Source organism: Mariniflexile sp. (assembly GCF_052728615.1).
Genome location: NZ_JBFVFE010000014.1, coordinates 25,736 through 39,181 on the forward strand (window position 1 = coordinate 25,736; position 13,446 = coordinate 39,181).

Annotated in this window: 7 protein-coding genes; all 7 read right to left on the bottom strand. The window is 33.1% G+C overall.

All coding sequences use genetic code 11. The annotated features are described in order from the left end of the window. Positions 1-98 precede the first annotated feature (98 nt). Entirely contained in the window at positions 99-2,522 is a 2,424-nt protein-coding gene (locus ACU1LP_RS07615) for an outer membrane beta-barrel protein (RefSeq protein ID WP_445735972.1), read from the bottom strand. Between the two features lie 15 nt (positions 2,523-2,537). Further along, positions 2,538-2,813 carry a hypothetical protein gene (locus ACU1LP_RS07620; protein ID WP_445735973.1) on the bottom strand — a complete coding sequence of 92 codons (276 nt, stop codon included), beginning with the start codon at positions 2,811-2,813 and terminating at the stop codon, positions 2,538-2,540. Positions 2,814-3,081: 268 nt separating this feature from the next. Then, a complete protein-coding gene (locus tag ACU1LP_RS07625; protein WP_445735974.1) occupies positions 3,082-4,431 on the bottom strand; it encodes a RagB/SusD family nutrient uptake outer membrane protein in 1,350 nt (449 codons plus the stop codon). Positions 4,432-4,442: 11 nt separating this feature from the next. Next, positions 4,443-7,919, bottom strand: a complete 3,477-nt coding sequence (locus ACU1LP_RS07630; protein ID WP_445735975.1) for a SusC/RagA family TonB-linked outer membrane protein — start codon at positions 7,917-7,919, stop codon at positions 4,443-4,445. Between the two features lie 194 nt (positions 7,920-8,113). After that, complete coding sequence (locus tag ACU1LP_RS07635) at positions 8,114-9,268, bottom strand: FecR family protein (RefSeq protein WP_445735976.1); 1,155 nt, start codon at positions 9,266-9,268, stop codon at positions 8,114-8,116. A gap of 125 nt (positions 9,269-9,393) precedes the next feature. After that, a complete protein-coding gene (locus ACU1LP_RS07640) occupies positions 9,394-9,915 on the bottom strand; it encodes an RNA polymerase sigma-70 factor (protein WP_445735977.1) in 522 nt (173 codons plus the stop codon). 640 nt (positions 9,916-10,555) lie between these two features. Next, entirely contained in the window at positions 10,556-13,324 is a 2,769-nt protein-coding gene (locus tag ACU1LP_RS07645; RefSeq protein ID WP_445735978.1) for a M16 family metallopeptidase, read from the bottom strand. Positions 13,325-13,446: the final 122 nt, after the last annotated feature.

Here is a 13,446-nt window from a genome sequence, read left to right on the forward strand (position 1 = left end):
TAATGGTCATCCCGATAGCTATCGGGACTGTTCGGCAATAATCATTCGTTTAGTGTTAAAATTTTGAACATGCCCATTTCGTAGCTTTAATTTTTAAATTATTTTAATCTGTCTTCATTTATGATGCTTTGCTTTTTTTCTTTTTTAGTTATGGCATGACCTGAAGCAAAACGGTATGAAAAGCCAAAAGTAATTATGGGATTAGGCATGCCAAACGATTGTGATACGTTACGAACCCCATCAAACGTGTAATTATTTATGTTGTTATTGCTGGCATTAAAAATATCTAATATTCCAAAATTCAGGTTTCCTTTATCATTTAAAATGCGTTTGGTTATATTTATTTTTCCAAAAAAATTACCACCTATAGTTTGTTGTAAACCCGCAAACCTATTTGTTCTTACAGAGAAAAAAGCCTCCAGGGTTATTTTTTTAGGTAGCGAAAAAGAATTAGTTAATTCGATATTTACATTACCTCCAATATTAGTAACTAAACTATTATCTATTTTAGTGTAAGAAAATGAAACCGTTGGATATAATGCCCACCATTTAAAAAGGGATGCTTTTTGATAATTAAAGATGAAAGAATGAGCAAAACGCTCGCCTACATTTTCATACGATTGAATAACGGTGTTCGCTTCTTGAGAAGTAACTTGAAAAAAGGCGCTTTTTACATGCACATAATTATAATTAATAAAATATTTATTTTTATGAGTGTAACTTAAACCATAATTATAAATATCTTGGGGGTTTAAATTGGGATTTCCACGTTGTATGGTAAAATCGTTTATGTACTCTTCAAAAGGGTTTAAATGTAGGTAGCTTGGTAAATTATATAGTTTTTTAAATGATATACCAATGCTATTCGTTTCTTCCTTATTGGTAGTATATTTTAAAGCAATAACAGGTAAAAACTGCGTAAAGGTATTGTTAAATATTTGCTGTGTTGCAGACGAAATACTTTCTGTAAGTACCTGTTCTATACGAAGCCCAACGGAATATTTAAATCTTTTGGCATTAGAGTCCATATTTACATAGCCACTAAGTACTTGTTCTTTATAACTAAAGGCATTGCTTAAACCAGCGTTGGTAGCCCAAATTATATTTTGATTGTTCAAAATTTCAAATATATTACTACTGCTTATGGAAACCTCATCATATTTAGCACCAATTTCAAACGTTTTTTTTTGCTTTGCTGGTAGCGCATAATCCAAAAGAAAACTCTTGGTATTGGTTAGTTCGTTCTTTACATCCCTATTTTGCTGTTCTTTACCAATAGTACCTGTAGCATCTGTATTTAAAATATTAAAAAAATTGCTAATACCATTCGTTCCATTACTAAAACGCATGGCAAAATCCAATCGGTGCTTGTCGGCTATATCATACCTATATGAAAAATCGTAACTATATGTGGAGTTTGGTATATTAGTTCGCAAGTTATTGGTAAGCATACTATCCAATACGGTATTATTAAACTGCTCCACGAAAAGTGTACTTTCATTTTTTGAAGACTGATTGCCTATAGAAAACCCTGTAGAGAAAGAGTGTTTTTTGTTTAATTGATAATCTGTACCAAAATTATATCCTAAAGAGTTCATTTTATATGTGTTTTCTTTAATACCAGTAAATAATACATTGGCATTTAAAAATTCTTGCTCGGTGTAATAATTAACATCTCGATCTAAAAAAAGTCCTGAAATACCGCCATTAAAAACGAATTTATTTGTTTTATAATCCATAAATAACCCAGACCTTAACGATTGGCTGTTGTTGTATGTACTACTTAAACTGCCTAACATACCATTTTTACGCTGTTTTTTTAAATTAATATTTACAATACCATCAATTCTACCATCATGTTTTGCCGATGGGGTTTGAATAATCTCGATAGTATCCAAGCGTTCTCCCGTCATGCTCTCTAACATTCTAAACAACATTTGCCCAGACACCCGAGTAAGTTTTCCATCAATCATAATTTGTAAGTTGGGTTTACCTAACATTTCAATGGTGCCATTTTCTGCATTAACCCTTAAACCTGGTAAATAGCTTAATATATCTGCAATAGGCTTTTTGTTTAAAAGGCTATCGTTTTTAACATCAAACAGCATACCGTTGGCCATTTGGGTAATTTTTTTATTTATGTTCTGTTGTAACACAACTTCGTTCAACGCTGTTATTTCTTCATTTAAAACAATAGTTCCTAAATTTATATTGGTTGTAATGGTTAATTTTTGGGCGTATTTTTCAAAGCCCAACATGCTTATGCTTAAATAATAGTCGCCCGCTGTTGTTTTTAATAAAAAAGAACCATCATCTTGACTGATGGTTTTTGCTTGTTTATTGGTTTCTATGTTAGTGAGTATGATATGGGCAGAAGCCAATGGGTTATTTAAACCATCAACGTTCTTTCCGTTTATGGTTACTGCATTAACGCCACTTGCTTTTTTTAATTTTATAGACCACTTCTGCCCATATACTGAAGCTATACAAAAAATCGATACGAATAATAAAGAAAGCTTCATTTTAATACTCTTAAATTAATTTTGATAACAAATAAAGCCTGCTTCCAAAAACTCTGCAAGGTCTATACATCCATCTGCATTCGTATCCGTAGACCAAAATAAAGAAGGAGTTGCACCTCCCAAGGTAAGCCACTCATTATAACTTAAGCATCCATCTTGATCTGCATCAGTATAATAAAAAGCTTCAACGCAAGGATCAACAAATGAGTTGTAATTGATTAAAGAAATTGATTTTGCTGACAATGACATTGTAAAGGCAAAAACTAGAGTAAACATTATTATTTTTTTCATGATTTTAAAATTTTAATTATTAATAAATATTTTGTTTTAAAATCTACGAGGTATATTACTTTTGCAGCATGTTCCTCTGGTTTTTTGTTATATAATCTATCTTATTGGTAGGTAGTTTTAAGGTTAAACATGTCGAACTGTTTATATCCATTCGCTCTTAATCAGAGGTTTTTGTATTTTTTTAAAGCTTAAAAAAATAGAGCTCTAAACCTCTTGAGGAGACCTAAAGCCCTATTAAAAAACTAACTCAAACTATAAAACACTTTTGTTATATACCCTCATACCCTGGGTTTTGGTCTGCCAATGTTATAGCGCCATTACCATTAATCTCTTCCTCGGGTATAGGTAAAATATATTGGTTTGAACTTGTAATTGATGGCTTTAATGTCATAGCTTTACCAAAACGTATGGCTGCAAACCATTCGCTACCGTTCTCAAAGGCAAGTTCTCTTGCTATTTCATTAAAAATATCGTTTTTAAGTTCATCTATATTAGTTGCAGGTGTATCGCCTATGCCTGCACGGTTTCTTATTCTATTTAATGGCTTGCTACTGTCTTCAAATGTAGCACCACTAAATGCCAAACCCTCTGCTTTTACTAAATACATTTCTGCTAAACGCAAAAAATAAGTAGGTCTAAACGTAGCTGCATTATTTGTTTTTAAAACAGTAGTGCCACTAAAGGTAAATGGTTTTCTGGGGTCGCTGGCCATTAAGGCAGTAAACCAAGTATTGCCAGTTCTGCCTGGATAAAAACGCTTTCTATTGTTATCCTCGGTATCTGAATTTTCATCGCGATAGGTCATTAAAATCATTTCTGAGGAATTCAGTCCTTTATTAAAAGCAGTTTTAAAATCGACTTCAAGGGATGTCATCCCATCATTTATAACCTCATCTGCCAAAACAGCGGCCTCTGCATATTTTCCTTGATAAAGCAATACTTTAGCTTTTAAAGCTTTTGCGGCAGTTTTAGATGCTCTGTAAGATACCGTATAATCTGGGGCATCTGCAATGGCTATATCCAAATCCGATAAAATTTGGGCATAACATTCAGCAACTGTATTTCTAGCTTTATCTCTTGTAACAAAGTTTGAAGGTTCTGTACGTAATATAATACCCAGGTTACTGGTTTCATCAAAAAATTGTCCGAAATATCTTAAAACATCAAACGTTGCCATGGCTCTTAAAAAATGAGCCTCTCCTAAAATTTCCCTTTTATCTTTAATTGAAACCAATTCTTCAGACAATTGAGAAGTTTGTACTATAGAATTATTTGCTAAATCCATAACCTTGTAAAAAATCAGCCAATAATCTCTAAGATAGGGATTATCAAACTGTACTGCGTTGTCTGAAAATTGCCCATGAATTGCTCCTCCACCTGAGACACTCATTGAACCTATCATGGCACTGGGTATCAACTCTGAAAACGTATAATAGTATGCAGAAGATCTAGCTGTAATAGTAGTATATACACCATTTAATAATGCCCTGGCATCGGTTTCGTTCTTAACTACATTTTCAGAAACCAAATTGTTTGGTGGGTCATTTTCCAATACATCTACCAATTCACAAGAATATATGAAAAGTAATGCGACTATATAAATTGTTGTTTTTTTCATAATTATTTTTTTTAAAATCCTATGTTTACTCCTGTAGTGAATACTTTTGCTATAGGAAAACGATTGTTATCCCTGCCTGCACTAATATCATTATTAAACAAATTAGAGGCCTCTGGATCTGCTCCCGGATAATTTGTTATTGTAAATAAATTTTGGGCAGTTATATATATTGAAATGTGATCAAAAAGTTTTATCTGTTCCAAGGCCTGTTTTGAAAATGTATAACTAAAATTCAATGTTTTCAGCCTTAAGTAGGAAGCATCATTAACATAATTTGATGATGTTCTACCATTAGTATTTGGATCAAAGTAAACTTGTCTGGGTATATTGGTATCTCTATTTTCTGGAGTCCATGCATTTAAAGCACTAGTTACTTTATTCTCTCCAATAAACGTACTTGCAAAATTTGTATCACTGGTCAAACTACCCGAATTTATATCGTTGCCCACTGAAAAAGTAAAAAATGCAGATAATGCAAAACCTTTGTATTGGAAGGTATTATTTAACCCTCCAAAAAAATCAGCTTGTGTATCTCCAATAACCTGTTGATCCAACGCAGTGATCCTTCCATCTGGCACCCCATCTGGCCCTGTTAGATCTTTAAATCTTAAATCGCCAGGGGATGTCTGGCTGTTTTGGTATGTACCTGTAGGAGATGCCGTATTTAAAGCATCAATAACTTCTTGATCTTGAAAAAGACCTTCGGCGACATAGCCATAAATTAAGCCTATTGGACTGCCTTCTCTAAGCCTACCACCACCAGGGAAGCCTGTTAAAAAGCCATTCTCATCTCTAAAATCATCAGAGATTTTAGTTAGTTTATTATCGTTTTTACTTACATTTAACGATAGGTTCCAATTAAAATCTTTTGTTCTAATAAAATCTCCCTTTAATTCCAGTTCAAGTCCTGTATTTTTTGTGTTGCCAATGTTTGCGATTATTCTATTAAACCCGGTGCTACCAGGGGTTATGGCAGTAAATAAAGCGTCTTTTGTTTCTTTTGAATAATATCCAAAACCGCCGCTAAATCTTCCTTTAAAAAGGGAAAAATCAATACCAAAATCAATTTGTTCAGTAGTTTCCCATTTTAAACTTGCATTCCCTAATTGCGTCGCAATTATAGAGGGATCTGGCCCATAGTCCTCTGTTCCAAAAAGTGTTCTCCAAGCATAATCCCCAAAATCTTGTTGTCCTGTTGTCCCCATACTGGCTCTAAGTTTCAACTCATCAACAAAAGTGCTCTCACTTAAAAAGTTTTCATTTGAAATTCTCCATGCTACGGCAGCTGCTGGAAAAAAAGCATATTGATTGTTTGGAGCAAATTTTGAAGACCCATCTACTCTTGCAGATACCGTTAATAAATATTTATTATCAAAATCATAATTAACGCGACCAAAATAAGAAGCTAGGCCAGAGCCCGTTTCAAAAGATGATGCATCAGTAAATACGGTGGCGCTCGAAATATTGGTTAGTACATCATTAAAAAAGCCTTCGCCCCAGCCTTTTAAATTAGAACTTTTATTTTTTTCAAAAGAAGCTCCTAAAACGGCATTTATATTATGCTTTTCAATTAATTTGTCGTAAGTCAACGTACTTTGCAATAAAGTATTGGTACTACGACTTCTACTTTCTTGAGCATAACCATCTCCATTACCCTGCAATCTAAACCAACCACCCCCATTTGTATAAGATGGGTAAAAACTTTGTTGATTACCTGCATTATAATTAATGGAGAAAAGTGTTTTGATATTCAGGCCTTGGGTTAATTTTAATTGGGTATAAATGGACCCCAATAACAGTAATGTTTTATTGTTATTAGTTGCTTGAGATAGTGCCACAGGATTTTCACGATTATATTGTGGTGAAAAGGAATAACTACCGTCTTCATCAAAAACCGGAAGATCTGGTCTAAAACTATAGGTAAGCTGTGTGAGAGCTCCATCTTTAGCATCTTGTTCTGCTGACGAGATATTTATTTTTGAACCAAAAGTCCAATTTCTATTAATCTTACTATCAAGATTTAAAGTAAAAGAATACCTGTCAAAACCTGTATTATCATATACACCATCCTGGGTATTGATGCCTAAAGAAGTACTATATCTTGTGTTTTCTGAACCGCCAAGTACGTTTAAATTATAATTTGTTGTAAATGGCGTTCCTGGGCTCACTTCATCTTCCCAATTTGTATCAGCATTTCCAAAGTAAGAACCATCTAGAACAGCACGGGCAAAAGCATCATCTCTAGTCCCATTTTTAACTGCTGTTGTCCACACTTCTCTAAATTGCTGAGCATTTAATACTTCAAGGGTCTGTGCATTTTGAGTGCTGACTGAAACATTGGCATTAAACTTAGTTTCACTGGAATAGACACCTTGTTTAGTATTGATTATAATAACTCCATTGGCTGCTCTTGAGCCATAAATAGCTGCGGCAGATGCATCTTTTAAGACACTTATGGATTCAATATCCGCAGAATTGATATTACCAAGAGGTGTACTTAAACCTTCCTGATTAAGTTCGTTTCCTAAATTTGCCCCTTCAGAGCCACCAATAGGAATATTACTATTGGGAGCTACCGGAATACCATCTATAACGTACAGAGGCTGATTTGATCCTAATAAAGAGGTATTACCCCTAATCCTAACCCTTGCTGCAGCTCCGGGTTGCCCAGAAGAGCTAGTCACATAAACCCCTGAAACTTGTCCTTGCAGAGCATAATCTAAATTTATTGTTGGTGCTTGATTGGTGATATTTTTAACATCAACTGTACCAACAGAACCTGTAAGATTTTCGCGTTTTACTTTTCCATAACCAATAATTACAGTTTCGCTAAGACTGGTAACATCTTCCTTCAATTCAATATTAATTATACTTCTACCAAGAATTTCAACATCTTTGGTTTCATACCCAACATAAGAAACCGTAAAAACTTTTGCTTCATCAACAACAGCTATTCTGTAATTACCATCAAAATCTGCACTAACACCTTTATTGGTGCCTTTCACTACTATTGTTGCCCCTGGTAAGGGTTCGCCTTTTGTATTGGTTATTTTTCCGCTTATTTCTTGTTGAAACAATTTATTAAAAGTCTTTTTTATCGAATCAATTATCGCCGTTTCTTCTTTTGCCTTTTTTAGCAAAATTATTTGTTTATCAATAATCTTGAAATCAACATCAGAATTTTTAAAAAGCGTTTTTAATATGCTGGATAGCTTTTCTTTGCTTGATGATATACTTACAATTTTATGTTTTTGAAAAACATCTTTTTCATATAAAAACTTAAAGTCCGTTTTTCGTTCAATTTCACTTAAAACATCTTCAATTTTCATTTCCTTGCAATCTAAAGTTACCTTTACATTTTGAGAATATGTATTGTTGGCCTGAAGCTGAAATAAAGTAAAAAAGAGCAGGATATAAGTAAGCTTCATTTTTAAACTTGTTTTTGGGAGGTATAGCAGTTCACTGACCTCAGTAATGAATTTTTTCATACTTTTGATTTGATTTAATGTGTTAGACATTTGAATCACTTTTTGAAATCGGAAAATGTTCGAGCATTTTCCGGTTTTTTTTTTGTTCTAAAACAATTCTATGGAACTGATTTAAAAACCAAACTTAAAAAGTGACTTTTAAATTATGTTACTTTTGTATTTAAGTCAGTTTTTTATCATACGCTTTCTTGTTTTTATGGATTAATTATAATTTTATCTTCATTAAATTTATATGTGAAATTTCCCGAGAAACTTAAACTTTGAACAACTTGATAAATATTTTCTATATCAAATTTTGCCGTAAAGTATCTGCCTTCCAATGATTTATTGTTGTTGATAAAAGTGACATTGTATTGGCGCTCTAACTTTTTCAGTATATCATTAAATGCTACTTCATATAGGATCAGTCTACCATCCATCCATGCAATGTGGGTTTCAATATCTGTTTTACCTACCTCCACAACTTTATTTTTCTTATGCCATGCAGCTTTATAGCCCGGTTTTAATAGCGTTGCTGTTTCCGATAAGTAAGTATCTCCATTTTTATAGGTGCTTACAGAACCTTCAACTAATACGGTGTTGATATTTTCGTCTTCTGGATAAGACGATATATTAAATTTTGTACCTAATACCCGCACATCAATTTCATTGGCATTAACTATAAATGGATGGGTTGCATCTTTTGCTACATTAAAAAAAGCTTCTCCTTTTAAAAACACCTGGCGGTTTTCGCCTTTAATAAAATTAACTGGATATTTCAATGATGAGCCTGCATTCAACATAATGCTTGTACCATCAGATAACTGCACCTCAAATCTTTGACCATAGGGTACCGTTAATGTATTATATAGCAACTCCTCTTCTGCTAATCCTTTCTCATACAATAACCGTTTACCTACTTGATTCCCTACAATTTTCCCATTAGAATCAACCAACTGAGTTGATTCGTCTTTATTTATAATTTTAGTCGTGCCATTATCAATTTGCAAAGTAATTTGCTCACTAGGAATTATGAGTATTGATTGTTTGCTAAAATATCCTTGTTGATATAAATACCCTAAGCTGAGAAATACAAGAAGTACAGCTGCATATTTAAACCATGATTGCTTAAATTTAGAAACTCTACGTTTCTTTTGATTTTTTTCAGACTTCAGCAATATTGTTTCCCAGGCCTTTTGCTTATTTATTGTGGAATAGTCTGAAATTTTCTGGGTTATTTTCGCAAAATCAATCGCTTCTGAAAACGGATAGTCCCTGTTGAATTTTTTTAATTGTGCCTTTTCAGAATCATTTAAAAGCTTTAATTTCTTTTTGATTATGAGCTTTGATATATTAAAAATATCATTCATTAATGTTACTATTTAGTTTATTTATATATAGAACAACAAATAATTAAAATGGTACCAGTAAAACTTGTACTTTTTTTAATAAATAGTAATATTAATGTTAAAAAGGGATGAAATAACGATTGGTGTTAAGCTATTAGCAAGTAAATAATGGTGCTTAAATGTTTAAATTGATTTCTTAATATTTTATAGGATTGGGACTTTAATGTTTTTACCGTTTGCACTTTAATATGAAGTGTTTCGGCAATTTCATTGTTTTTCAGCCCTTTAAGGCTTAACTTTATAATTTGCTTTTTTCTTTTGGGCAAAACTTCGATGGCCTTATACAATTGCCTAGTAACTTCTTCTTCAAGAATTTGTTTTAAAAATAAATTATCATCTTCTAATAATTGTATTGCATTTAAGGCATACTTATCTTTTACCTTGTTGTGCTTAATGACGTTATAGCATTTATTTCTAGTAGCTTTGTACAAATATGACTTTAAGGATACTTCGTCTGGAAAAGTGTTTTCTTTTTCCCAAATATCCACAAAAATATCTTGAACCAAATCTTCGCATTCTTCCTTAAAAGTCAAAAAACGATTTGCATATTGTACGAGTGCCTCGTAATATGTGTCAAATATTTGTTTTAAATCATTTTTATTAAGCACTTAGATTTTGATGTTAATTTAGAGTTTAAATGATTGTTTGCAATGAACTCATCTTGACTTTTCCTGTTTCCTAAAACCTATCCGGCAGGCAGGAATGGCTGAAATTCGTCCATATTTCGTCTATTTTCTTATGCGTAGCGATGCTATGTATTTCAAAAATAGTCTTATCTTATTTGAACTCCCGACGGGGTCAACTCATTTTCGGTTAAAAACAAAAAGTTAAGATGAGTTCAATTCATAAGGTGTAAAATAAATAAAATAATGTGAATTGATTGTAGATTTGCAATAGTTATTGATTATTTAAAAATTATCAATGCAAAACTAATGGGAATAAATAGGAAATTAAAAATATTCTAAATAATCATATACAATGGGCAATAGTGATATTTTTTTTACAATAAAATCAATTCCTTTATCATTTTCATTAAGAAATGAACGTTTTACTGATATTTCTCGAATAATCAATTTGAACTTATTTTAATGCGCAGAATAGATTAGTTTTTGATGATAATATTCGATATTTCAGAGTATCGCTAACATTCGTTTAATACTTGGAATTTTGCCTTACCCAAACCTGCGAAAAAAAGCCAACCTATAACACGTACAGATTGGCTTTTCAAATGAATTGGCTTAAACAAGATTAATCCATTTTCTTTTCATCATTTTTAATTTCATAATCCTGAAAATCGCCTGCGTTTACCACAGTCCAATTATCGAAGGTTTTAAAATATTTTTTGATGGCCTTATTAACATCATCAACGGTTAAACCTGTAACTTTATCTTCAATGGCTTTATGGAACATCATATCTCTATCATAGTACAGATTATTATTAATGGTTGAAGAAAGTTCGTTGTCTTTGGCCCTGGATACATTTTCACCTTGCACCCAACTGGTTACGGCTACTTTTAATTCTTCTTCCGTAATGCCGTCTTTAATAAAGCGCTCAATTTCTTCTTTAAAGCCCTGCTGTACTTTTGCTGCGTTTTCTGGAGCGTAAATGGCATACACTAATATGGACGAATTTTTATCTTTGTCATTTTCATCTACATTAACATAACCACCTGCTCCATAGCTTATCCCATCATTTTGGCGTAAACGTGTTGTAATTCTTGATTTTAATACGCCACCACCAAAAATTTCGCCGGCAATTTGCAAAGCAGCAAAATCAGCATCGGTTTGACTGCCTTCAAATGATAAAAGACCCAAACCCATGGCATTTTTCTTGTCCGGGGTTTTAATTTTTTCATTTGCCACTTTATTAGGTTTGAATGTATCGGCAATTTGGGTATAAGGTTTATTGTTTTTAAAGCTTGAAAAATTGGTTTCAAAATAATCCTTTATTGATTTTTCATCAAAATTTCCAATAACAACCAATGAAGCGTTGTTTGAAATTCCATAAAATTCATTGTAATAGCCTTGAATGGATTTAACGGTAACCGCTTTTATAGCTTCCATTTCCTCTTCAATGGCCATATTATATAAGGGATGGCCCTTTTTATAATTTTGATTTAATTCTCTTAATTTTTTACTCGCTAAATACTGGGGTTCCGTTTTATTTTGCTCGATACTTGCCAATTCCTGGGTTTTTAGTTTTTCAAGTTCCGCTTCATCAAATTTGGGGTTTTTTAGCATGTCGGCCATTAAATCCAAGGAAGCCATTAAGTTGTCTTCCGTGGTACTTATGTAAGCGGTCACTTTTCCGTTGGAACCCCTAAAGCTTATGGACGATTTTAAGGCACTCAACGCATCATCAATATCTTGTCTTGATTTGGTTTTGGTGCCCTTGTTCAGCATGCTAGCAGTATAACCAGCCAATTTCCCTTTGTTCATAAGTTGATCGACATTCCCATTTCTAAAAGTAAAAGAAAGCGTTACCGTTTTACCACGATTGTCTTTTTTAATAAACCCGTATTCAATCGGGGTTTTTGATAAAACTCCAGAATTTAACCGATTCTGTATGTTTTCATACGACACATCAAACGCTTCACCAGTGCCATAACCTTCTTTACCTTTATAATTGGAAACTAAAGCATCCAATCCTTCTGTATGTTCTATTTCAACACGAATAGGTGTTTTGGTTGGAATAAAATTACCAACGGTTCTATTTGTGTTTATAAAATAGCGTTGCACAGCTTCATTTACTTTATCAACTGTCATCGTTTCAATCCGGTCACGGTTAATATACATCAACCTCCAATCACCAGCTCCAATAAATTCACTCATATAAGTTCCCAGATAATCTGAATTCCTACTTATCTGATCTATTTGTTTTAATAAATTAGCTTTAGCTCGATTTAATTCTTCTTCAGTTATGGGATGATCCTTTAAACCGTCTAATATTGATAATAATACGGCTTCGGCTTCAGGCAATGATTTGTCTGAAGGCACATTTGCACTTATATAAAGAAAAGAAGGTTCTTTTGTAAATGGTGAATATGACGAAACACTCGATGCTTTTTTACCATCAACCAAAGCTTTGTACAATCTACCGGATGGCTGATCGGTTAAAACCTCTTCTGCAATGGCAAGTGCTGCATAATCTTCGTGGGAACCTGCCGGTATATGATATAAGGCAGATAAAATCTGCAATTCGCCTACTCTACTTAAAGTCACTCGTTTTTCACCATCTTGTGCGGGTTCCACAGTAGGAATATCTCTTAAAGGTGCTTCTGGTTTTTTAATATTCCCAAACTTTTTCGCTATAAGTGCCAAAGTTTTATCGGTTTCAAATTTTCCTGTGACCATTAAGACCGCATTGTCCGGTCGGTAGTATTTTTTATAAAACGCTTGCAGATTTTCAATAGGAACACGCTCAATATCCGAACGGTTACCTATGGTTGATTTTCCATAGTTATGCCATAAATAAGCACTACTGATCACTTTTTGCATAAGAATTCTTGACGGCGAATTCTCACCCATTTCAAACTCGTTTCTCACGACTGAAAATTCAGATTCCAAGTCTTTTTTGGCTATATAGGAATTCATCATTCTATCGGCCTCCAAATCCAAGGCCCAATCCAAATTTCCATCGGTGGCATTAAATGTTTCATAATAATTTGTTCTATCATAATAGGTAGACCCGTTTGGTCTTGCACCATGTGCGGTAAGCTCGTTAGGAATATCTGGATGATTGGGCGTGCCTTTAAAAACCATGTGTTCCAGTAAATGTGCCATTCCTTTTTCGCCATAACCTTCATGGCGCGATCCCACCAAATAGGTAATATTTACGGTAATGGTTTGGGAAGAATTATCAGGAAACAATAACACTTTCATGCCATTGTCCAACACGTATTCCGTAATACCCTCTACACTAGCGGTTTGTTTTATTTGTGCTTCAGAAGCTAGCGAGGTTACTAACAACATTGTAAAAAGCATAAATAATTTCATTTTTTGATTGATTTTTTTCATATTTACTATATTTGTTTAAGTAAAACTAAGATATTTAAATCAAAAAATATGTTAAATTTTTTACAAATTATAAATGATTTTAATTTAACTATTCCTTTATTACGCTATTAACAATTTTGGTT

What these genes read in the sequence shown, in the direction of transcription:
- ACU1LP_RS07615 (WP_445735972.1), bottom strand. Translation starts at nt 2,522, where the DNA reads ATGAAGCTTTCTTTATTATTCGTATCGATTTTTTGTATAGCTTCAGTA.
- ACU1LP_RS07620 (WP_445735973.1), bottom strand. Translation starts at nt 2,813, where the DNA reads ATGAAAAAAATAATAATGTTTACTCTAGTTTTTGCCTTTACAATGTCA.
- ACU1LP_RS07625 (WP_445735974.1), bottom strand. Translation starts at nt 4,431, where the DNA reads ATGAAAAAAACAACAATTTATATAGTCGCATTACTTTTCATATATTCT.
- ACU1LP_RS07630 (WP_445735975.1), bottom strand. Translation starts at nt 7,919, where the DNA reads ATGAAAAAATTCATTACTGAGGTCAGTGAACTGCTATACCTCCCAAAA.
- ACU1LP_RS07635 (WP_445735976.1), bottom strand. Translation starts at nt 9,268, where the DNA reads ATGAATGATATTTTTAATATATCAAAGCTCATAATCAAAAAGAAATTA.
- ACU1LP_RS07645 (WP_445735978.1), bottom strand. Translation starts at nt 13,324, where the DNA reads ATGAAAAAAATCAATCAAAAAATGAAATTATTTATGCTTTTTACAATG.